Annotated in this window: 20 protein-coding genes; 7 read left to right on the forward strand and 13 right to left on the reverse strand. The window is 68.0% G+C overall.

Features of this window, described 5'->3' with window-relative positions:
* Positions 1-442: 442 nt before the first annotated feature.
* The 4 genes from AC3XYG_RS16660 to AC3XYG_RS16675 form a co-directional block, all read right to left on the reverse strand.
* Positions 443-697, reverse strand: a complete 255-nt coding sequence (locus tag AC3XYG_RS16660; protein ID WP_489140970.1) for a hypothetical protein — start codon at positions 695-697, stop codon at positions 443-445.
* 165 nt (positions 698-862) lie between these two features.
* On the reverse strand, positions 863-2,173 hold the full coding sequence (locus tag AC3XYG_RS16665; RefSeq protein ID WP_489140971.1) for an epoxide hydrolase family protein: 1,311 nt from the start codon (positions 2,171-2,173) through the stop codon (positions 863-865).
* A 66-nt stretch (positions 2,174-2,239) separates the two neighbouring features.
* A complete protein-coding gene (locus AC3XYG_RS16670) occupies positions 2,240-3,559 on the reverse strand; it encodes an acetamidase/formamidase family protein (protein ID WP_489140972.1) in 1,320 nt (439 codons plus the stop codon).
* Between the two features lie 179 nt (positions 3,560-3,738).
* A complete protein-coding gene (locus tag AC3XYG_RS16675; RefSeq protein ID WP_489140973.1) occupies positions 3,739-5,598 on the reverse strand; it encodes a CHASE3 domain-containing protein in 1,860 nt (619 codons plus the stop codon).
* A 145-nt stretch (positions 5,599-5,743) separates the two neighbouring features.
* Here AC3XYG_RS16675 and AC3XYG_RS16680 point away from each other — a divergent pair, with 145 nt between their 5' ends.
* Positions 5,744-6,256, forward strand: coding sequence for a DUF1697 domain-containing protein (locus AC3XYG_RS16680; RefSeq protein ID WP_489140974.1), 513 nt, complete (start codon positions 5,744-5,746; stop codon positions 6,254-6,256).
* 14 nt (positions 6,257-6,270) lie between these two features.
* On the opposite strand, the gene AC3XYG_RS16685 is transcribed toward AC3XYG_RS16680, so the two are convergent.
* Positions 6,271-6,759, reverse strand: coding sequence for an Lrp/AsnC family transcriptional regulator (locus AC3XYG_RS16685; RefSeq protein WP_489140975.1), 489 nt, complete (start codon positions 6,757-6,759; stop codon positions 6,271-6,273).
* A 143-nt stretch (positions 6,760-6,902) separates the two neighbouring features.
* On the opposite strand from AC3XYG_RS16685, the gene AC3XYG_RS16690 reads away from it, so the two are divergent.
* On the forward strand, positions 6,903-7,535 hold the full coding sequence (locus tag AC3XYG_RS16690; protein WP_489140976.1) for a LysE family translocator: 633 nt from the start codon (positions 6,903-6,905) through the stop codon (positions 7,533-7,535).
* A 15-nt stretch (positions 7,536-7,550) separates the two neighbouring features.
* Here AC3XYG_RS16690 and AC3XYG_RS16695 read toward each other — a convergent pair whose 3' ends face one another.
* The 3 genes from AC3XYG_RS16695 to AC3XYG_RS16705 all read right to left on the reverse strand — a co-directional run bounded on the left by AC3XYG_RS16695 (position 7,551) and on the right by AC3XYG_RS16705 (position 11,176).
* Positions 7,551-9,452, reverse strand: coding sequence for a calcium-binding protein (locus tag AC3XYG_RS16695; RefSeq protein WP_489140977.1), 1,902 nt, complete (start codon positions 9,450-9,452; stop codon positions 7,551-7,553).
* Between the two features lie 184 nt (positions 9,453-9,636).
* Positions 9,637-10,671: a calcium-binding protein gene (locus AC3XYG_RS16700; protein ID WP_489140978.1), complete on the reverse strand. Its 1,035-nt coding sequence runs from the start codon at positions 10,669-10,671 to the stop codon at positions 9,637-9,639.
* Positions 10,672-10,711: 40 nt separating this feature from the next.
* Complete coding sequence (locus tag AC3XYG_RS16705; protein WP_489140979.1) at positions 10,712-11,176, reverse strand: SgcJ/EcaC family oxidoreductase; 465 nt, start codon at positions 11,174-11,176, stop codon at positions 10,712-10,714.
* Positions 11,177-11,239: 63 nt separating this feature from the next.
* Between AC3XYG_RS16705 and AC3XYG_RS16710 the strand changes: the two genes are divergently transcribed.
* The 4 genes from AC3XYG_RS16710 to AC3XYG_RS16725 all read left to right on the forward strand — a co-directional run bounded on the left by AC3XYG_RS16710 (position 11,240) and on the right by AC3XYG_RS16725 (position 13,560).
* A complete protein-coding gene (locus AC3XYG_RS16710; RefSeq protein WP_489140980.1) occupies positions 11,240-11,482 on the forward strand; it encodes a hypothetical protein in 243 nt (80 codons plus the stop codon).
* A 51-nt stretch (positions 11,483-11,533) separates the two neighbouring features.
* A complete protein-coding gene (locus AC3XYG_RS16715) occupies positions 11,534-12,115 on the forward strand; it encodes a fasciclin domain-containing protein (protein WP_489140981.1) in 582 nt (193 codons plus the stop codon).
* Between the two features lie 171 nt (positions 12,116-12,286).
* Positions 12,287-12,859, forward strand: coding sequence for a sigma-70 family RNA polymerase sigma factor (locus AC3XYG_RS16720; protein ID WP_489140982.1), 573 nt, complete (start codon positions 12,287-12,289; stop codon positions 12,857-12,859).
* The gene (locus AC3XYG_RS16725; protein WP_489140983.1) at positions 12,856-13,560 is read left to right on the forward strand and encodes an anti-sigma factor; all 705 of its coding nucleotides are present in this window, start codon (positions 12,856-12,858) and stop codon (positions 13,558-13,560) included. The genes AC3XYG_RS16720 and AC3XYG_RS16725 overlap by 4 nt, the downstream gene beginning before the upstream one ends.
* A gap of 16 nt (positions 13,561-13,576) precedes the next feature.
* On the opposite strand, the gene AC3XYG_RS16730 is transcribed toward AC3XYG_RS16725, so the two are convergent.
* The 3 genes from AC3XYG_RS16730 to AC3XYG_RS16740 form a co-directional block, all read right to left on the reverse strand.
* Positions 13,577-14,362, reverse strand: a complete 786-nt coding sequence (locus AC3XYG_RS16730; RefSeq protein ID WP_489140984.1) for a MipA/OmpV family protein — start codon at positions 14,360-14,362, stop codon at positions 13,577-13,579.
* A gap of 121 nt (positions 14,363-14,483) precedes the next feature.
* On the reverse strand, positions 14,484-15,836 hold the full coding sequence (locus tag AC3XYG_RS16735; protein ID WP_489140985.1) for an ATP-binding protein: 1,353 nt from the start codon (positions 15,834-15,836) through the stop codon (positions 14,484-14,486).
* Complete coding sequence (locus AC3XYG_RS16740; RefSeq protein WP_489140986.1) at positions 15,836-16,573, reverse strand: response regulator; 738 nt, start codon at positions 16,571-16,573, stop codon at positions 15,836-15,838. Before AC3XYG_RS16740 ends, AC3XYG_RS16735 begins: the two co-directional genes overlap by 1 nt.
* Positions 16,574-16,888: 315 nt before the next feature.
* Here AC3XYG_RS16740 and AC3XYG_RS16745 point away from each other — a divergent pair, with 315 nt between their 5' ends.
* Positions 16,889-17,248: a hypothetical protein gene (locus tag AC3XYG_RS16745; RefSeq protein WP_489140987.1), complete on the forward strand. Its 360-nt coding sequence runs from the start codon at positions 16,889-16,891 to the stop codon at positions 17,246-17,248.
* Positions 17,249-17,299: 51 nt separating this feature from the next.
* On the opposite strand, the gene AC3XYG_RS16750 is transcribed toward AC3XYG_RS16745, so the two are convergent.
* A complete protein-coding gene (locus tag AC3XYG_RS16750) occupies positions 17,300-18,667 on the reverse strand; it encodes a serine hydrolase domain-containing protein (protein ID WP_489140988.1) in 1,368 nt (455 codons plus the stop codon).
* Between the two features lie 68 nt (positions 18,668-18,735).
* Positions 18,736-20,190 (reverse strand): rhizopine catabolism transcriptional regulator MocR, encoded by a 1,455-nt coding sequence (gene mocR / locus AC3XYG_RS16755; protein WP_489140989.1) that lies wholly within the window; start codon positions 20,188-20,190, stop codon positions 18,736-18,738.
* Position 20,191 lies beyond the last annotated feature (1 nt).

Genomic DNA, 20,191 nt, shown 5'->3' on the forward strand with positions numbered 1-20,191 from the left:
ATTTATTTCTTAGAAATATAGATTGAAACATCAAAAGATTTCTTGCTAATGTTATATAAAAATGCCGACATGAGCTAAATGCATTTGACAAATTTTGAGTCAAAAATCCGAATTACTATTCGCTTTTTCTAATATTCCTAAAATGATGACTTCATATGAATCACATAATCTTAATAATGACTAAACAAATTTTCCTGTTTTCAAAGAGAATAGGCCATAACTATGCTGGCAACCATTCCGGGTCCACCGACCTGGAATCACCGACACTGGGACGGACGGCTCCACGACGCTGCCCTGACCGCCTTCGGTGCAGCCCAGCGGATGGGCGCCCCAGTCTGCGGCATCCGCGGGCGCCCGGGGCCTGCCTGGGGGGTAGGCGACGAAGCGCCAGGCCCGGCCGGCAGCCGTGCGGAGGCCGGGGACGGGGCATAGGTCGCGCTGATCAGCAGGCCCGCCCCAGCAGTGCGGCGGTCCACAGGACCGGGAACCAGCGCCGCGACTGGCGGGCGCGCAGCAGCTGGATCGTTCGGACCACGAGGTGGCAGATCGCCAATATCGCCGCCGCCCAGCAGGCGTGACCGATGATCCCGCCGGGCGCGGGGCCGAACACGGCGACGGCGAGGAGCAGCAGCGTTGTCCAGATCAGCGACAGCTTGAACCTGTCGACGGCCCGCCGCAGAAACTGTGCGGTGATCACGCCGGGCATCCACCGGAACAAGCGGACCGGCATCACGCCATCGGCGACGAGGTGAGCGGCCGTGCAGGTCCGCCCACCCGGATCGCAATGTAGCCCGGTCCCGCCGGTGCATCGATCGCGATCTGTCGCACGGACGGCGGACTCCCGCCGCCCGTGCGGTATCGTTTAGCGCAGCGGCTTGAAGGCCGTCCGAAGATCCTTGGTCAGGGCGTCGGGCTGCTCCCAGGCGGCAAAGTGCCCGCCCTTCGGCTGCCGGCTGTAGGTGAGCAGGTTCGGGAAGGCCAGTTTCACCCAGCTCTCCGGCGCCTGGTAGAGCTCGTCCGGGAACGCGCTGACCGCGACCGGTATCTTGATCCCCTTCGGCGCGAAGAAGGCGAGCTTGTTTTCCCAGTACAGCCGGGCCGAAGACACGGCGGTATCGGTCAGCCAGTACAACGTGATGTTGTCCAGGATATCGTCGCGGGTCAGCCCCTCGCTCTGGCCATCGAACACCCGGGCGATGAGTTCATAGCTGCGCGCGTCGTGATCCAGCATCCAGGACGCCAGGCCGATCGGGGAATCCTCGATCCCGTACAGCGTCTGCGGCCGGGCCGTCATCTCCTGGGCATAGGCGAGGCCGTGCTTGTAGAAGAAGTCGAGCTGGCCGTAGGCCCGCTGCTCGTCCGCCGAGAGGCCGGCCGGCACCGGGCCGCCAGCCTCGAGCGCCTTCTCGATCGCGGGCGGCACCGCGCCCGGCATGTTGGTGTGGATGCCGAGGAGCCCGGGCGCCGCCTGCACCGCCATCTGCTCGGTCACCGCATCGCCCCAGTCGCCGCCCTGCGCCACATAGCGGGTGTAGCCCAGCCGCTTCATCAGCACCGTCCAGGTCCGGGCAATGCGAGCCGGATCCCAGCCGAGCTCGGTCGGCTTGCCGGAGAAGCCGTATCCCGGCAGCGAGGGGATCACCACGTCGAAGGAGTCGGACACGTCGCCGCCATGCGCCGTCGGGTTCGTCAGCGGATCGATGATCTTGAGCTGCTCGATGATCGAACCCGGCCAGCCATGCGTGATGATGATCGGCAGCGCATTCTTGTTCTTCGACCGGACATGGATGAAGTGGATGTCCACGCCGTCGATGTTGGTCACGAATTGCGGCAGGGCGTTCAGCTTCGCCTCGGCCTTGTGCCAGTCGTAATCCGTCGCCCAGTACTGGGCGAGCTTCTGCATGGTCGCCAGCTGCACGCCCTGGGTCCCGTCGGGCACCAGTTCGCGGCTCGGCCATTTGGTCGCGAGAATCCGGTCGCGCAGGTCGGCCAGCGCCTCATCGGACGCATGGAACTGGAACGGACGGATCGATTCATCCACCGCCGCGGGTGCGACTGCCTTCATCGCCGGTGCTGCGGTCTGGGCCTGCACCGACATCGGCACCAACATCGCCAACGCCCCGGCCAGGGCCGAGGCGGCCAGCAAGCGCCTGGAAATCTTCAGATCAACCATTTCGCATTCTCCTGTGCGGGCATTGCAGCCCGAATGATGTGAGCCGCCCCGGGCCATCGGCGTGATCTAGAGGTCGTAAAGACTGCGTGCGAACGACCCGAGGCCGCGAGCATCGAGGTGCTTCAGCGGGGCGCGGAAGGTTACGCGTGCCACGCCCGGATGGCGGCCGATCTCGATCGCCCCCGCCATCGTGGCCCGGTTCATCACCTCCGGCACGGTCATCTCCAGCACCTCGGCCGCGCGCTTGAGGCCATTGTCGGTGGCTTCGTTCAGGCTGCGGCCCGTGCCGATGAAGGTGACCGGCGCATCCGCCTCGATCTGCACATGGTGTTTGTCGGCCAGGACCTGCGCCTTGGCGCGTTCGCTCGGGTTCAGGGGCCGGGCGAGATAGGGCACATCGTCCATGCAGGGGAACAGGATCGGGCCGTCGATCGCCAGGCCCTTGATGACATGGACCTCCAGCGTGACGGTGCCGGCGACATCGCAGGTGTGGCCGGCGATCTCGCCATCGCCCTGCAGGGCGTGCATGTCGCCCATATAGATGCCGCCCCCGGGGACCTTGACCGGGCAGATCAAGACCGCGCCTTCACGCACGGTGTTCACGTCGAGATGGCCGTCGGTCTTGTGGCGGTCCAATTCCTCGGCCGTCAGCGCATAGATGTGCGGCGCCCCGACGAGGAACGCCCCGAAATCCCCGGCATTGTGCGAGTCCGGCATCGTCTTCGACGGCGTGGTGCCGAGCTGGCCGAGGAAGGGTCGCAGGCGCGTCGCCACCCCGACGAGATCCGCCGGCGCGAAGGTCAGGATCGGGTTCTGGATCGAGGCATCCGGGATCGCCATCAGCCGCGCCGCGTCCGGCGCCATCGCCTCCGCCTCCCGCTTGCCGACGGTCAGCCCGACCTGCCGCTCGTCGTCGAACGCGATGGTGTAGCCATTGGCGAAGGTGAACGGTGTGGCGTCCGCACCGCAGGCCTCGCAGCGCACGGCACCCGGCCCGATGCCCTCGATCCGCGTGCGCGGCCATTCCGCACCGCAGTTCGGGCACACCGCCGCACAGAACGGATCGCCGTTGAACCGGCCGGCCATCACCTTGTCGTTGCCGGACGCGGTCACCGCCGAGGTCACCACCAGCGACCGGATGCGGATGGCGATCGCGTCGCCGATCTCGGCACCGGCGACGGCGACCGGACGCGTGACCTCATGGCCGCCGCGGATCTCCGGCGTGATCATCGGCCCCCAGCAGCCGGGGGCGGTGTTGGCGATGATCACCCCGCCATCCGCGACCGGCCCCAACATCGGGATCGATGGGTCGAGCAGGCCGTTCGTCAGCTCCGTGACGAACACCGTCCGGCTGTCCGGTCTTGTTGCCCGTGTGGTGTCAGACATCGCGCTCTCCAGGCCAGGTCCCGCCCGAATTGACCGTTGGGCGACGGGCAAAATCACGACATCCCGGTCGCGCCGGCATATCGATTTGCTCGCACTGACATTTAGAAGCAGCGACCTGGAACTAGCCCGTTATCTGTTGTTAGGGACTGTGAGCGGCAGCAAGTCTGCCGGACAGGCAATCACTCAGCCGGCTGCCCCAGCACCTGGCGGACCTTGCCGGCCAGTTGCTCCAGGGTGAACGGCTTCTGCAGCAGATGGGTGCCGGGGTCGATCACGCCATTGTGCACCACCGCGTTCCGGGTATAGCCGGTGATGTACAGCACCTTCAGGTCCGGCAGCGTTTCCCGCGCCCGGTCGGCCAATTGGCGGCCCGTCATTCCCGGCATCACGATGTCGGTGAACAGCAGCGAGACCGGCTGGCGTTCCAGGTGTCGCAGCGCTTCGGCCGGGCTGTCCGCCTGGATCACGGTGTAGCCGAGCTCCTCGAGCGCATCGACCGCGATCTGGCGCACCGCCGCCTCATCCTCCACCACCAGGATGACCTCGCCATCCGTCCCGGCCGGCACATCCGCGACTGCGCCGGTGGCCGCGACCTCGCCCGCCGCCATGCCCAGGTGCCGCGGCAGGTACAGCTTGACGGTCGTGCCATGGCCGGGCTCGGAATAGATCTTGATGTGGCCGCCCGATTGCTTGACGAAGCCGAACACTTGGCTGAGCCCCAGCCCGGTGCCGCGCCCGACCTCCTTGGTGGTGAAGAACGGCTCGAACGCCCGCTCGATGGTCTCGGGCGCCATGCCGGTGCCGGTGTCGGTGACCGAGATCTGCACGTACTGGCCGGCCGTCACCTCGGCATGCGCCCGGGCGTAGCGGTCGTCGAGATCGGTGTTGGCCGTCTCGATCGTCAGCTTGCCGCCGCCGGGCATCGCGTCGCGGGCGTTGACCACGAGGTTGAGCAGCGCGCTCTCCACCTGCGCCGGGTCGACATAGGCGCTCCACAGCCCGCCACCCAGCACGGTCTCGATCTGCACCTGCTCGCCGATGGTCCGGCGCAGCAGCTCGGACATGCCGCCGACCAGCTTGTTGGCGTCGAGGATCTTCGGGTCCAACGGCTGCCGCCGCGAAAACGCCAGCAGCCGGGCGGTCAGCGCTGCCGCCCGCTGGGCGCCTTCGACCGCGCCGTCGATGCCCTGCGGCACCCGGGGGTGTTCGGTGCCGCTGAGGCGCCGGCGCGCCATGTCGAGCGACCCGATGATGATCGCCAGCATGTTGTTGAAGTCATGCGCGATGCCGCCGGTGAGCTGGCCGACCGCCTCGATCTTCTGCAACTGCCGGACCTGCCCTTCGGCCGCCGTGCGCTCGACGATCTCGCTTTGCAGGCGGAGGTTGGTCGCTTGCAGTTCAAGCAGGCGCCGCCGCCCGTCGCGGATGGCGAGAAAGGCCAGGCCCAGGATCAACAGCACGCTGAGGCCGAGCATCACCTGGGCCAGGATGTTGACCCGTTCGGCCCGGTCCGATCGGTATTGCAGCCGCCGTTCTTCCCGCGCCTGCATGTCGGCGACCACGGCGCGGATCTGCGTGACCAGCTGGTTGCCGCTGTCGTCGTTGACGATCGCCAGCGCCTCGTCGGTGTGGCCGGAGGACCGCAGCGTCACCGTCCGCTCCAGCTCGGCAAGCTTGGCGATGGCGAGGGTGCGCAGATTGCCCGCCCGGTCCTGCTGGTCGGGGTCCCCGGCCGTCTGCTGCGCCAGCGTGTCGATCTGCCCCAGCACCCGGTTCTTGGCATCGAGGAAGGGCTGCAGATAGACGTCTCGCCCGGTCAGCAGATAGCCGCGCTGCCCGGTCTCCGCATCGGTCACCAGCGTCTGCACATGGTTCAGCTGGCTCTCGACCTCCAACGCGTGCCGGACCTGGCCGGCGAGCGCCTGCTGCTGCCAGGACAGCCAGATCAGGGTGCCGGCGGAGGCGAACAGCAGGACGAAGCCGGCGATCAGCGGCATCAGCGATCGCAGGGTCGGCCCGCGCCAGGTCGTGTCTGTCATTCTCGACGTTTCGCCTGAACCGATCCACTGCACCGAAGCGGCACGGTACAGCCTTTCACGGCCGGACGGGACTGGGAAGATGGGGTTACGCCACAGGCCCGCTTCAGACCATGATGGCCATGCTATCGATATCCGGAGATCCGGCATGACCGCTTTCATCGCCCTGCTGCGCGCCGTCAATGTCGGCGGCACCGGCAAGCTGCCGATGGGCGACCTCAAGGCGATGTGCGAGGAGGCCGGGTTCGCGGCGGTCCGCACCTATATCGCCAGCGGCAATGTCGTCTTCGCCAGCGACCTGCCGGAGGCGCGGGTGAAGGCGGCGCTGGAACAGCGGCTGCGGGCCTATGCCGGCAAGCCGGTGGGCGTTCTGGTGCGCAGCGCGGCCGAACTCGCCGGTGTCTTGGCGCGCAATCCGTTCCCGCAGGCGGCGCCGAACCGCACGGTCGCGATCTTCCTGGACGAACCGCCGCCGGCCGATGCGCTGGACGTCATCAGCAACCAGGCAAATGAGGAGGTCCGGCTGGGGGTGCGGGAGATCTATGTCCATTACGGCGACGGCATGGCCCAGTCCCGGCTGAAGATCCCCGCCGCCACGGCCGGAACGGCGCGCAACATGAACACCATCGCCAAGCTGGCGGAGATGGCGAAAGCCCTCTGAGTCCGGCGACCGGTTCATCCGGCCTGGGGCAGATGATCCAGCGGCAGCGGCCCCTGGGCCTTCACGGTCTGGATGGCGAAGTTGCTGCGCACATCGCTGACGCCGGGCAGCTTCAGCAGGGTGCCGAGCAGGAAGCGTTCATAGGCGGCAAGGTCCGGCACCACGATCTGCAGCAGGAAATCCGCCTCGCCCGAGACCAGGTGGCAAGACACCAGCTCGGGCAGTGCCAGCACGGCGTCCCGGAACATTTGCGCGTCCGCATCGCGATGGCGCTCAACCTTGACGCTGACGAAGACGGTCAGGCCGAGGCCGATCTCGCCGCGATGCAGCAGGGCGTGATAGCCGCCGATCACCCCCGCCTCCTCCAGCAGCCGCACCCGGCGCAGGCACGGCGATGGCGACAGGCCGACCTCCTCGGCCAGTTGGACATTGGTCAGCCGGCCGTCGCGCTGCAGCGCGGCCAGGATGCGCCGGTCGATCGCGTCCAATTTCAGATTTGGCATGCCACCCTGTCTCCACGCCATTCGATTGGCAGAGTCTACCACGATGGCCAACTTCAGTAGCACAGATCGCAAGGACATGCGCCGACCACACGCCCTAGACTCCGGCCCGGGCCGATTGATGCCCGAACCGTCGGAGACGTCTTATGACCGAGTTGTGGCTGTTTGTCGGATCGCTCGCCGTGGCCTATCTGGTGCCGGGGCCCGACATGGTGCTGCTGCTGCGGACCGGGGCGATGCAGGGCCGCGCCCATGCCCTGGCGACGGCGGCAGGGCTGGCCGCTGCCCGTGCCGCCCATGTCGCGCTGGCCGGCTTCGGCCTGGCGGCGCTGCTGCGGGCAGCACCGGTGGCCTTCGACATCGTCCGCCTGGTCGGCGTGGCCTATCTCGTCTGGCTCGGCATCGGCATTCTGCGGGCCCCATCGCTGCTGCCAGACGGCGCGACGACGGACGGAGCCGGGCCGCAGCCCTATGGCCTTTCCATCCGCCGCGGCCTGCTGACCAACCTGCTGAACCCCAAGGCGCTGCTGTTCTGTTCCGTGCTGCTGCCCCAATTCGTCCGGCCGGACCAGGGCAGCGTGCCGCAGCAATTCCTGATGCTGGGTGCCGTGCTGGTCGTGGTCGGCCTCGCCTTCGACGCAATCTATGCCGTCGCCGGCGCCGGGCTGGGCCGCTGGGTGGCGCGCCACCCGATCGCCCAGGCGATCCAGCGCTGGACTTTCGCGTCGCTGCTGATCGGCTTCGGCGCGCGGCTGGCCCTGGCTGGCCGTGCGCTGTAGCCGCAACGCGGCTCGTCAGAGCACGAAGTCGCTGGGGGTCAAAGCGTGGTCGGAGATGACGTTGATGATCGCGTCCGGGATCTTGTCGCCATTGACGTCGAGATAGACGCCCTGGAGGCCGTTGTGGAAATCCACGATCCGGACTTCGCCGGCATGGCCGGTGAAGCCGCCGGTGCCGAAGCTGAAGGCGGTATCGCCATTGGCGGAATTGCCGTCGGCATCGATGGCGCTGAGGTCGATCTTGTCGCCGGCCGAGAAGTCGGCGATCACGTCCTTGCCGGCCGGCGCCACCGTGCTATCGGCGATCGAGGTGTAGACGAAGGTGTCGTTGCCAGCGTTGCCCTTCAACAGGTCGGCCCCGAGACTGCCGGTGAGGATGTCGTCGCCGGCGCCGCCCGACAGGGTGTTGGCCACGGCATTGCCGGTCAGCACGTCGTTGTGGTCGGAACCATAGATGTTCTCGATCCCGTTCAGGGTGTCGCCCTCGGCGTCGCCGCCATGGCCGGTGCCGGTCGCCAGGCTGACCGTCACGCTCGCGGCTGATCCGGCATAGCTGGCGGTGTTGACGCCGCCGTCGCCGGACAGGTTATCGGCCCCGGCGCCGCCAATGAGCAAATCGTTGCCGTCGCCACCGCTGAGCCGGTCGTCGCCGGCGCCGCCATAGATGGTGTCGGTGCCGGCCTCACCGAAGACGAGGTCGTTGCCGGTGCCGGCGTCGATCGAGTCGTTGTCGTTGCCGCCGTCGATGGCGTCGTTACCATCGCCGCCGACGATGCGGTCGGCGCCGTCGCCGCCCAAGAGATGGTCGTCGCCGCCCTCGCCCGAGAGGATATCATTGCCGCCATTGCCGATAAGGGTGTCGTTACCGAGTTCTCCGCCGAGAATGTTGGCGCCGTTGTCGCCGGTCAGGTGGTCCTCATTGCTCGAGCCGTAGAGGTTCTCGATGTCGGTCAGCACATCGCCGGCAGCGTCGCCGCCCGAAGCGGTATGCCCGAGCAGATCAACCGTCACCCCGGCCGCCGAGCCCTGGTAATTGGCGAAGTCCGAGCCGTCACCGCCGTCCAGCGTATCCGCCCCGGCGCCACCATGCAGCACGTCGTCCCCGGCTCCGCCCAGCAGGACATTGGCGTTGCCGTCGCCGGTCAGCTTGTCGGCGAAGGCCGAGCCGGTGATGTTCTCGATCCCGGTCAGCGTGTCGCCTTCGGCGTCGCCACTATGGCCGGTGCCGAGCACCAGATCGACGGTCACCCCCGCCGGCGACCCGGAATAGTCGGCGGTGTCGATACCGGCACCGCCGACCAGCCCATCGGCCCCGGCCCCGCCGATAAGGACGTTGTTTCCGGCATCGCCGTGCAGCGAATCTGCGAAGGCCGAGCCGGTCAGGTTCTCGATGCCGGTTAGGGTGTCGCCATTGGCGTCCCCGGCCGAGACCTGGGCGCCGGCCAGCCGCAGGTCGACCGTCACCGCGACCGTGGAATTGACATAGCTGGCGGTGTCGATGCCGGTGCCGCCGTCCAGCAACTCGACATTGATGCCGCCGACCAGCGTGTCGTCGCCGCCTTCGCCGCGCAGGACCTGGTCGTCCCCCGCCGCCGCGACCAGCACGTCATTGAACGCGGTGCCGTGGTATTCCTCGAAGCCACGGCCCGGAATGGCCGAGATCAGGCCGATGATGCCGGTGGCATCTCGGACCGCGCCCTCAAACTCGTCGATCCTGATGCCTTGGCCATAGTCGGAATAGTCGAGGGTGTCGTAGCCGTCCTCGCCAAACCACTTTGCCCCGATGTTGCTCCCTATGACGATGTCGTCAAAGGAGCTGCCGAGGTTCTGGGCGGCGTTGGTGTAGAAGACCTCGGTGTAGCCGGGCGGGACCGCGCCGGTGTAGCCGGGCGGGACCATGAAATATCCGAGTGCCATGACACTGTTCCACTCTGGTTGCCGGGGCCACGTCGCCGCCGGGCCGATAGCGCGTCCGTTGGGATAATAGACTTACCCTCCCGCCGGACGCGTCATCGATCGATCGCAGATTAAGAAAATGTCATAAAATTCACCCGGACCAGGGTCGGATGGCGACGGAGTTCCTTCCTAGCAGAACCACGGCTCACAGAACGAAGTCGCCGGCTGTGAGGGTGATGCTGCCGGTCAGGGTGATGGCGAAATCGCCGACGCCGTCGCCATTGACGTCACCGGTGATCGTGGTGACGCCGCCGGAGATGCCCTCATGCAATTCGCCGGCATGGTGGCCATAGGCCGCCGTGCCGATGAAGTGGAACGCCTGGTCGCCGGCCGCCGCCGTGTTGGCGTCGATCAGATGCAGGTCGATCTTGTCGCTTTGGGCGTGGCTGAAATCAGTGATCCTGTCGGGCGCAGCCAGCGTGCTGTCGCCCAGCGCATCGAACACGAAGTGATCCGCCCCCGCGCCGCCGGACAGGGTGTCCGCGCCGGCCTCCCCGACCAGGGTGTCGTTACCGGCCAGGCCATTGAGCACGTCGTTGCCGGCATCCCCGCGCAGGAGATTGTCGGCGGCCGAACCGGTGATGCTGTCGTTGCCGGGGGTACCGTTGACGTTCTCGATATCGGCCCCGATATGGTCGCCCTCGGCTTGGCCGCCATGGCCGATGCCGCCGATCGTGACGCTGATCGCAGCGGAGCCGCCAAAGGTGATGAGGTCGACGCCGGCGCCGCCGTTCAGCGTGTCCGCCCCGTCCCCGCCATTGAGCGCGTCATTGCCATCGCCGCCATTAAGCGTGTCGTTGCCGGCCATGCCCGACAGGACGTCGGCGCCGCCATTGCCGCTGAGGACATTGCTGCCGGCCGAACCGATCAGCAGGTCGTTGAAGCCGGTGCCGGAGACGTTCTCGATGCCGGTCAGTACATCCCCTTGGGCCTCGCCGCCATAGCCATGGCCGGTGGTCAGGTTGATCGACACCGGGGCATCGCCGACATAGCCGGCGGTGTCGATGCCCGCGCCGCCGGTCAGCGTGTCCGCCCCGGCGCCCCCGACCAGCAGGTCGTTGCCGGCGCCGCCATCGAGCACGTCGTTGCCGCCATAGCCATAGATCTGGTCGTTGCCGGCGGTGTTCGCGCCGGCGGGCGGCAGGTGGTCGTTGGCATCAGTGCCTTGGAAAAGGGTCACGAAGCTCTCCTGAAACATTGCAACGATAGGGATCGAGGGTTCAGTCCGCGGGCGAGGCCGCCGACAGCGCCGCCAGGGCCCGGGCTGCTTCCAGCGGCGGCTGGTCGATCGACGTGCTGCACCTCGCCGACCTGCCGCCGCCGCGCTTCTCCGTGGCGATGAAGGCGCTCAAGCCCCGCCGCACCGGCACCGGTTCGCCCTGCGGGGTATAGGTTCCGGCCAGCTGCCAGCGGATCTCGACCGATGCGACATCGGGCCGAAGGAAGCGGCACTTGGTGTCGATCAGGGTGGCCACGCTGTCCCGCAGCACCGTCCGGAAGACCAGCGAATGCCAGGTCTCGATCTCGGCCCGGCCCTTGATCGCCAGGCCATAGGCGTTGACGTGATCCGCATCATCGGCGAACAGCGCGGCATAGGCGGGGCCGTCGTGCCGGGCCCACGCCTGGCCGAGCCCGTCGATCAGCCCCTGGACGGCACGCTGGCCGGCATCGGCGTCGGACGTCATTCGGTTCTCTCCTTCGGGTGTCGCTTTGCCCTGCGGCACGGCGCCCGGCGCCGCCCCGAGGGCATGCGCAAGACTGTCGAAGAAGCGGTCCGGCCCTCAATCCCCCAGGAATCACCAGTTGCGGAGATCGCCCGGCCGACCATGGCCGGCCGCATCGGGGCGGCCCGGCAATGGCGCAAGGCCTGCAGACCTGAATGCCCCCTTGCAGGGCTGTCGGCCTGGATCAGCCGCGCGGCATTCGGCACCCAGCCGGAATTCGCGATGCCGCGACGAATTCCTGAAACTTTCCCGCGACGCGATCCGTAGAGCCTCCCCGTCCCGACTTTTCGGCGACATCAAGAATTGGGAGATCCCAGAATGCGTATCGATCGACGCACCTCCATGGCGCTCAGCGTCTGCATCGCCCTCGCGACGGCCGGCACCGTGGTCACCATCGCCAGCCCGAGCTTCGCGGAAACCTCCGTGATGGTCGGCGGCGCCGCGATGTACCCGAGCAAGACCATCGTCGAGAACGCGGTCAATTCGAAGGACCACACCACCCTGGTCGCCGCGGTCAAGGCCGCAGGCCTGGTCGACACCCTGAACGGCGCCGGCCCCTTCACCGTCTTCGCGCCGACCAACGAGGCCTTCGCCAAGCTGCCGGCCGGCACGGTCGACACGCTGGTCAAGCCCGAGAACAAGCAGATGCTGACCACGATCCTGACCTACCACGTCGTGCCGGGCCACCTGACCGCCGCCGACCTGAAGAAGGCGGTCAAGGACGGCAAGGGCAAAGCCATGCTGAAGACCGTCCAGGGCGAAGACCTGACCGTCGAGGAAAAGGGCGGCAAGCTTGAGATCATCGACGCCAAGGGCGGCATGGCAATGGTGACGATCCCCGATGTGCTGCAGTCGAACGGCGTCATCCAGGTCGTCGACACCGTGCTGATGCCGAAGTGATCGGCGCGGGGGCGCCGCTGCTGCGGCGCCCCCGGCAAAGGCGACAACCCGGACCGCACGGCCATGCCGCGATTTGACCAGCCAGATCAGCATCGGGAGCGAGGACGTTCGCCACGGAACAGTTTCACACCGACCCGCCGTCGGCCTGCTGGTAGTGTTTCGGCACGACTGATGCAGGGGCCGATTCTGCTGGCGGATGACGAGAGCCTTGTCGCGGCGTTACAGGCGGCCGGTCGTGGCGACCGGGCGGCGTTCAAGGCCGTCTACGACAGGACGTCGCCACTGCTGTTCGGCATCGTCCTGCGCATCCTGCGCGACCGCGCCATGGCCGAAGACGTGGTGCAGGACGCCTATCTCCGCATCTGGCGCAACGCCGCGACCTTCTCGCCCGCGGCCGGGTCGCCCTTGGGCTGGGTGGTGTCGATCGCCCGCAACCGGGCCATCGACACCGCAAGGCGGCGGCGGGAGGTGCTGGTCGAGCCGGATGAGGATGGCGGCGACTGGCTGGAATCGATCGCCGACCCGCGCGATGAGGGCGCCGGCTTCGCCGCCATGCACCAGCTGGGCCGCTGCCTGGGCGGGCTGGAAGAAAGCCACCGCCGCTGCGTGCTGCTCGCCTATTATGAGGGCTATTCCCGTGAGGAGCTGGCGGCGCGGTTCGACAGGCCTGTGAACACGATCAAGACCTGGCTGCATCGCGGGTTGGCCGCGCTGCGGCTGTGCATGGACGGAGCCGGACAGTGACCGAGGATCAGGAGGCCCTGATCGCCGAATACGTCCTGGGCACCCTGCCGCAGGACGAACGCGCCGTGTTCGAGCGTGCGCTGGCGGCCGACTCGGCGCTGCAGGACGCGGTCGCAGCCTGGGAGCGCCGGCTGGGGCCGCTGGCGCAACAGGTGCCGCCGGTGGCACCGGGACCGCAGGTCTGGGCCGCGCTGGAGCGGGCCATCGGCCAGCCACAGACGGCTTCGGTGGTGTCCATCGACCAGCGGCTGCGACGGTCGCGATCGCTGTGGCGCGGCAGCGCCCTGGCCGCCGGAGCCCTGGCCGCAGCACTGGCCGGGTTCATCCTGCTGACCCGGGCCGATATCGGCGGCCGCCTGGACAGCTATGTAGCGGTGGTCAATCGCGGCGGCGACCTGCCGGCGCTGATCGTCCGCGTCGACACCCGGTCCGGCGTGGTGCAGGTGCGGTCGGTCAAGGCCGAGATCCCGGCCGATCGCAGCCTGGAGCTGTGGTTCGTCGCGGCCGGTGCGGCGCCGCGGTCGCTCGGCCTGATCGATACCAGCGCGCAGCAGCACCTGGCCATCCCCGCCGCCCTGCGCGGCACCGGCCTCGGCGGCGGCACGCTGGCGGTCAGCGTCGAACCGGCCGGCGGGTCGCCGACCGGCAGCCCGACCGGGCCGGTGGTCTATTCCGGCGCGCTGATCGACGATCCGCCGTGATGCCGGCCGGACCCGGTCAGAACTTGTAGCCGACCGCGAGACCCACCGAGGGCTGCACCCGGCTTTCGGTGATCGGGCTGTCGGCCGCATCGCCGAGCAGGACGCCCAGGCCGACATTCGCGGTGGCGAACCAGTTCTCGGAGAACGCCCAGTTGAGGCCGACCCGGAAGTCGACGCTCTTGAAGCCGGCCTCGGCATCGAAGCGGTCGAGACCCGATTTCCGGGACTGCGACTGGGTGACGCCGAAGAAGGTCTGCATGTAGTCGTCATTGGCCCAGGTGGCGGAAACGCCGGATGACAGGCTCCAGGTCTCGGACAGCGGGACCTTCACGGATACATCAGGCCGGACCAGCACGCCTTCGCTGCCGCCGAAATCCTTGGAGACATCAACGCCGAACTGCAGCATGCCGAAGGAATAGGACCCGAAGACATGGCCGCGTGCGGCCGTGTCGATGTCGCCCAGCCCCTTGAGATGATCCTCGTCGTCCTCATCCCGGCCCGGCGCGAGGCCGATGGAGGCGCCCAGCCGGAAATTCGACGTGCGGATCACGTTGACGCCCACACCCCGTTCCATGTCGAGGAAGACCCGGTCCCGCCAATTGATGGCGACGAAGGGTAGCGGCGACACCGTGAATTTGTCGGAGCCTTCATAGCTCGGCCGCACCACGGCGCCGCCGCCGAGCACGAAATTCCAGTCGCTGCCGCTACCCGGCTGCGAGCCGGTGGGCGTTTCGGCCCCCGCACTGGTGCTGGTCGCGGCCAGGATCAGGCCGGCGCTGGCCAGGGCCCGCGGGACCGTCATCCGGGTCCTGCGGTGGGTCCGCCGTGCGGGGGACATATGGGTCGACGACGGCGTGTGCATGCGGCTTGCCCTGTGGGTCGATGGGAGCCGCGAGAATAGAAGCCGAAGAAATGACCCGGTTTTAAGTTATGTTAAGACTTGTTTCCGGGTTCGGCAGCGACATCCGCACGGTCAGCCCATGCGGCATCCGGTCGAGCAGGCCGATGCCGCCGCCATGGCCGCGGATGACGTCGCGGGCGATCGACAGGCCCAGCCCGAAGCCGCTGCGCACCGCCGCCGACCGGGCACTGTCGCCCTTGAAGAACGGATCGAACACCTTGTCCCGCAACGGTGCCGGGATGCCCGGCCCATCGTCGGACACGTCGATTTCCGCCACCCCGCCATCGCCGACGCGCAGCACGACCCGCACCGACGCGCCATGCTGCACGCCATTGTCCACGACATTGGTGATGGCGCGGGCCAAGGCATTGGGGCGGCAGGTCCAGGTCAGGCGCGGCGGCCCGTCATAGGCGATGCTGTGGCCGACATCGCCGAAATCGGTGCAGACGGTCTGGAGCAGGCTCGGCAGGTCGACCCGCGACATCGGCTCCTCGCGCACGCCGGGGCGCAGATAGTCCAGGGTCTCGTCGAGCATGCGGCTGATCCGCGTGACCTCGTACAGGATGCCGTCCCGCAGATCCGGCTCCTCGATCCGCTCGGCCCGCAGCCGCAGCCGGGTCAGCGGCGTCCGCAGGTCGTGGCTGATCGCGGCCAGCATGCGGGTGCGGTCGTCGAGCAGTGCCCGGATGCGGGTGCGCATGGTGTTGAGGGCGTCGGCGACCAGGCCGATCTCGCGCGGCCCGCGGCGGTCGACCAGCCGGGCGTCGTCAGGCGAACGGCCGAAGGATTCCGCCGCCCGTCCCAGCGCCGACAAGGGCGCGGTGATCCAGTGCACCGCATAGACCGACATGAACACGACGAAGACCAGCATCGTGATGATGATCAGGACGGTGGGCTTAAGGATGAACAGCCCCAGGCTGGTCAGGGTGGGGGCCGCGAACACCAGGGCGGACCGGTCGTCGAGCGGCACGATCAGGCCGTTGCCGACGCCGGATTCGAAGTCGGCGCTGCGGGCCTCGATGCCCCAGAGGGTCTTCAACTGAAACGCGATCACGCTGGTTGCGATCGGCATCGGCGCATCCGCGGACCGGGCCGTGAACTCCGTCAGCGGCACCCGGACGGCGCCGAAGCCGGCCCGCCGGGCGACGTCGAGGATCTTGTCGAGCTCTTCCAGGGTCTCGGCGGTCCGGGCGATCTGGATGACCTTGCCGACCCCGGTCGCCGAGAGCGAATCCCCGTCCCGTGCATCGGGCTCCCGGAAGAACAGGAACAGGATGGCGCTGGTCAGCCCGATGCCGAGCAGCACGGAGACGGCGAAGATCCCCGTGATCTGAACGGCGATGCTGCGCGGGAACAGGCGGCCCAGGATCCGCATCAGGCCACCTCGACCTGCACGGTGAACATGTAGCCGCCGAGGCGCACGGTCTTGATGAAGCGCGGATTGTCCGGGTCCGGCTCGATCTTCTGCCGGATGCGGCTGACATGGACGTCGATGCTGCGCTGGATCGGGCTGGCCAGGCCGCTATGCGTCAGCTCGATCAGCTGGTCGCGCGACAGCAGTTCGCCCGGATGCCGGCAGAAGGCGGCCAGCAGGTCGAACTCGACGCTGGTCAGGGCGACCTGGACCCCTTCGGGATCGCGCAGCTGCCGCGAGCCCGGATCGATCCGCCACCCGGCAAAGCCCAGCGATCGCTGCCGGCCGCCGCCGGCCCCGCCCTGGGCGCGCCGCAGCAGTGCCCGGATGCGCGCCACCAGCTCGCGGGAATCGAACGGCTTGGGCAGGTAGTCGTCGGCGCCGATCTCCAGCCCGACGATCCGGTCGACCGCATCGCCGCGGGCCGTCACCATGATGATCGGGATCGCCGAGCCAGCGCGCAGGCGGCGGCAGATGCTGAGCCCGTCCTCCCCCGGCAGCATGATGTCGAGCACGACGAGGTCGACCCGGGCCAGGCGCAGCACCGCGTCCATCTCACCCGCATCGGTGACCGCGGAGACCGCGAAGCCGCTCTCGGAGAGAACGCCCTGCAGCATCCGGGAGATCTCGAGATCGTCTTCGACGAGGAGCACATGCGCCTGGGGCTCCGGACGCGTTGCTGCGGAGGTCGACATCATCTTTCTGGGTCCCGCCATGGGCCCATTGTCTCAGCGAGCCGCCGGCCGATCATCCCTCCAAATGTTATTTTTTGTAAACGCCGCGTCAGGCCTCTCGGGTCCGACGGCAAGGCGGCGGAGGCGATGGCCATCCAGCTCGTTGCCAGAAGCATTACACCGCAAGCGACCCGGAACAATAATTAAACACTGTTCGAAATCAAATTATATTGCATTTTCCCAATAAAATTCTGACCGCATCAAGATCCTCAACTTGCTATTTCCATTGATACCGACTTAATATTTAAAGGTTATTTCGTATTTCTGTGGAGGATTTTCATGGCAATTCTTCGTGGCGTGAACAAGCTCGACGCCCAGCCGCCCCAGGCTACGTCCTTGGCTGCCAGGCAGCCGGGGGAAATGATCTCGGGCAGCTTTCTGTACGATGTACTGTGCTACGCGGGGAACACGTCGAACTCGCTCGACGGCTTCTTCGCCACCGTCGAGTCAGCCCTGGCCGCACAGTTGGGGTCCAGCAACTACGTCATGTCGCTCGCCGTGGCCGAGAGCGGCTATAACAGTGCGTATGCCACCCGCGGCAGCAAGCTGCCCAATGTCGCCCTCTGGTGCGGCGACGCCGGCATCCTGCCCGGGCCGGTCTCCAACTATTTCGTGATGCTCACCGTGTTCACGGCCTGACGGCGCGATGGCGGGGCCGCCGTTTCAGGGCGGCCCCGCCACCGAGACTCTCTATCCGCCGTAGCGCTTCTTCATCTCCGCCGCCAGCTTGGCCTCGGGCACCAGCTTGGCGCCGGCATAGTGCAACTCGGCGGCGGCGCCCTTGCGGTCGCGCACCAGGCGGACGGCCTCGCCATGGCTCTGGTAGCCCTGGGCCTTGGTGATAAGACCCTCGTCCGGGCCGGTCGGGGTGATTTCCGTGGCGTCCAGGAACGGTGTCTGCAGCGCCGGGGTGGCGACCAGCACCTTGCCGCCCGCCGGCACCAGGTCGCCGACGCCCCAGGCGCTCCACCACCGCCTGCCCCAGCCCTGCACCTTGGCGGTCGGCGCGCCGTGCCGCGCCAGGGTCGACAGGATATGGACCACGCCCTCTGCCCACGGGTTGGCCATGCCGTCGACCGCGTTGGTGACGACCGAGACGGCGAGGTCGTGGCCCGGCAGCACCAGGGTCCGGCTGATGAAGCCCAGGAAGGCACCACCATGGCCGAAGGTGTCGAGCCCGGCGACCCGGCCGCTCATGGTACCCAGGCCGTAATGCCGCTCCAGCTCCGTGTCCGGATTGCGCCATTGCGGCCGGATCAGCTCGCGCCGGCTGGCCACCGACAGCACGCTGCGTTTGGCCGCGGGATCGAGCTGGCCGAAGAACCGCACCAGATCGGCGGCGGTGCTGACGAAGCCGGTGGCGGCGGCCAGCGCATGGGTCGATGCATCCCCCGGAATGACGACGCGCCGGCCGAGCGGCAGCGTGCCGCTGTGGCCGCTGGCCATCGGCACGGCCCCTGGCGACGGCAGGTCCGGCACCGTCTCCGCCAGCCCGGCCGGCTCGATCACGGCGCGGCGGATCCAGTCGCCATAGGCCTCGCCGGTCACCGCCTCGATCACCAGGCCGAGCAGGCCGAAGCCGTGGTTGGAATATTTGAACCGGGTGTTGGCCTCGATCGGCGGCGGCAGGGCCAGCGCGGCGCGCAGTTCGGCGGTGTCCAGGAACGCCCGGCGGTCCTGCCATTGGCCGGCATCGATGCCGTCGCGGGTCAGGCCGGCGCTGTGCGACAGCAGCTGGGCGATGGTCGCCGCGCCGGTGGCGGGGTCCAGCCCGTCGACATGGTGGCCGACGGGATCGTCGAGGCCGAGCTTCCCCTCCTCCCGCAGCTTGAGAATACCGACGGCGGTGAAGGTCTTGGAATGCGAGGCGACGCGGAAACGATGGCGCGGCGTCAGCGCCGCCCGGCCGCCGAGCGCCACCGTGCCGAAGGCCTGCTCCAGCACGACCTCGCCGCGTTCGGCGATGGCCACGACGCAGCCCGGCTGTTCGGTCAGCCGCATCTGGAAGTCGAGCCATTGCGGAATGTAATCGAGGGCGCCGGCCAGCCATTTCGCCATGAATCGAATCCGCGGTCAGGAGTGGAATCGGAGCAGCCTGCCACGGGGCGGCGCGGCACGCACGTTGCTCAAGCCCCGGCGACCTCGCGAAATGCATCCTGCAGCAGCCGCATGCAGCGCCGGGTCAGCGGCTCGTCGACACCGGCATAGCCCAGCACCAGGCCCTGCCGCGGCGCGCCGTGCCGGTACTGGATCGACAGCGGCGACACGTTCACGCCGCGCGCCCGCGCCGCCACCGCGACCCGGTGGTCGTCCAGCCCGTCCCGCAGCAGCCCGACCATCTGGATCCCGGCCTCGCCCGCCTGCAGCGTCATCCAGGCGCCGAGCTGGTCTTCGCACAGGGCGCGGAACAGCACCCGGCGGCCGGCATAGATCCGGCGCATGCGGCGCAGGTGGCGGGCCATGTGGCCGTCGCCGATGAAATCCGCCAGCGCCGCCTGCAGCAGCAGCGGCGCGAACTGGCCGGTGATGCTGAGCGCCTGCGCGATCCCAGGCGGCAGCGACGGCGGCAGCACCATGAAGCCCAGGCGCAGCGCCGGGAATAGGATCTTGGCGAAGGTGCCGACATAGATCACGCGGCCGGAGCGGTCGGCCCCCTGCATCGCCGGGATCGGCTGGCCCTGAAAGCGGTATTTGCCGTCGAAATCATCTTCGATGACCCAGGCGTTGCGGCTGTCGGCGATCTCCAGTAGCCGCAGCCGCTGGTCCATCCGCATGGTGGCGCCGAGCGGATGGTGGCAGGCCGGCGTGACATAGATCAGGCGCAGATCCCGGTCCTGCGGCGGGTCGAGCTGCCAGCCATCGCCGCCGACCGTCAGCGGCAGCAGCCGCGCCCCGGCGGCGACGAAGGCGGATTGCGCGCCGTAATAGCCCGGCTCCTCCATCCACACGGCATCGCCGGGGTCGAGCAGCAGCCGGGCCAGCAGGTCCAGCGCCGCCTGGGCGCCCGTGGTGACCACGATCTGCTCCGGGCCGCAGCGCACGCCGCGCGCCGTCTTCAGATAGGTGGCGATCGCCGTCCGCAGCTCCGGATGCCCGGTGACGTGATAGGTGCCGAACAGCCCTTCGCGGCCGAAGCCGGCCCGGCGTGCCAGCAGGCGGCTCCAGGTCGCGAAGGGGAAGTTCGCGGCATCCGGCATGCCGGGGTGGAAGGCGAGATGCCCCGGCGCACCATGATGGGCCGGCTGGCGCAGCATCAATTCGCCCCGGGCCGAGACCGGCCATTGCTGGTCCGGATCCGCCGCCTCGCCCGGCGGGCCCGCGGGCAGGTCGACCACCGTCGGGCGGGCGCCCGGGCGGCACAGGACATAGCCTTCGGTCACCAGCTGGTCATAGGCGGCGGTGACGGTGTTGCGGGCAATGCCGAGATCCTGGCTGAGCCCGCGGGTCGACGGCAGCGCGGACCCGGCCGACAGCGTCCGATCCTGGATCAGCCCCCGCAGCGCCAGGTAGAGCTGCCGGTGCAGCGGCACCGGCGACACCCGGTCGAGGATCAGAGCGTCGAACGGAACGCTGCGGCGCATG

Source organism: Inquilinus sp. (assembly GCF_057815775.1).

Excerpts from the sequence above, each read along its gene's own strand:
- AC3XYG_RS16735 (WP_489140985.1), bottom strand. The coding sequence starts at position 15,836 with ATGCGGATCCTGGGCCGCCTGTTCCCGCGCAGCATCGCCGTTCAGATC.
- AC3XYG_RS16690 (WP_489140976.1), top strand. The coding sequence starts at position 6,903 with ATGACCGAGTTGTGGCTGTTTGTCGGATCGCTCGCCGTGGCCTATCTG.
- AC3XYG_RS16680 (WP_489140974.1), top strand. The coding sequence starts at position 5,744 with ATGACCGCTTTCATCGCCCTGCTGCGCGCCGTCAATGTCGGCGGCACC.
- AC3XYG_RS16740 (WP_489140986.1), bottom strand. The coding sequence starts at position 16,573 with ATGATGTCGACCTCCGCAGCAACGCGTCCGGAGCCCCAGGCGCATGTG.
- AC3XYG_RS16745 (WP_489140987.1), top strand. The coding sequence starts at position 16,889 with ATGGCAATTCTTCGTGGCGTGAACAAGCTCGACGCCCAGCCGCCCCAG.
- AC3XYG_RS16665 (WP_489140971.1), bottom strand. The coding sequence starts at position 2,173 with ATGGTTGATCTGAAGATTTCCAGGCGCTTGCTGGCCGCCTCGGCCCTG.
- AC3XYG_RS16715 (WP_489140981.1), top strand. The coding sequence starts at position 11,534 with ATGCGTATCGATCGACGCACCTCCATGGCGCTCAGCGTCTGCATCGCC.
- AC3XYG_RS16730 (WP_489140984.1), bottom strand. The coding sequence starts at position 14,362 with ATGACGGTCCCGCGGGCCCTGGCCAGCGCCGGCCTGATCCTGGCCGCG.
- mocR (WP_489140989.1), bottom strand. The coding sequence starts at position 20,190 with ATGCGCCGCAGCGTTCCGTTCGACGCTCTGATCCTCGACCGGGTGTCG.
- AC3XYG_RS16705 (WP_489140979.1), bottom strand. The coding sequence starts at position 11,176 with ATGACGTCCGACGCCGATGCCGGCCAGCGTGCCGTCCAGGGGCTGATC.
- AC3XYG_RS16675 (WP_489140973.1), bottom strand. The coding sequence starts at position 5,598 with ATGACAGACACGACCTGGCGCGGGCCGACCCTGCGATCGCTGATGCCG.
- AC3XYG_RS16695 (WP_489140977.1), bottom strand. The coding sequence starts at position 9,452 with ATGGCACTCGGATATTTCATGGTCCCGCCCGGCTACACCGGCGCGGTC.
- AC3XYG_RS16720 (WP_489140982.1), top strand. The coding sequence starts at position 12,287 with ATGCAGGGGCCGATTCTGCTGGCGGATGACGAGAGCCTTGTCGCGGCG.
- AC3XYG_RS16710 (WP_489140980.1), top strand. The coding sequence starts at position 11,240 with ATGCGCAAGACTGTCGAAGAAGCGGTCCGGCCCTCAATCCCCCAGGAA.
- AC3XYG_RS16750 (WP_489140988.1), bottom strand. The coding sequence starts at position 18,667 with ATGGCGAAATGGCTGGCCGGCGCCCTCGATTACATTCCGCAATGGCTC.
- AC3XYG_RS16670 (WP_489140972.1), bottom strand. The coding sequence starts at position 3,559 with ATGTCTGACACCACACGGGCAACAAGACCGGACAGCCGGACGGTGTTC.
- AC3XYG_RS16685 (WP_489140975.1), bottom strand. The coding sequence starts at position 6,759 with ATGCCAAATCTGAAATTGGACGCGATCGACCGGCGCATCCTGGCCGCG.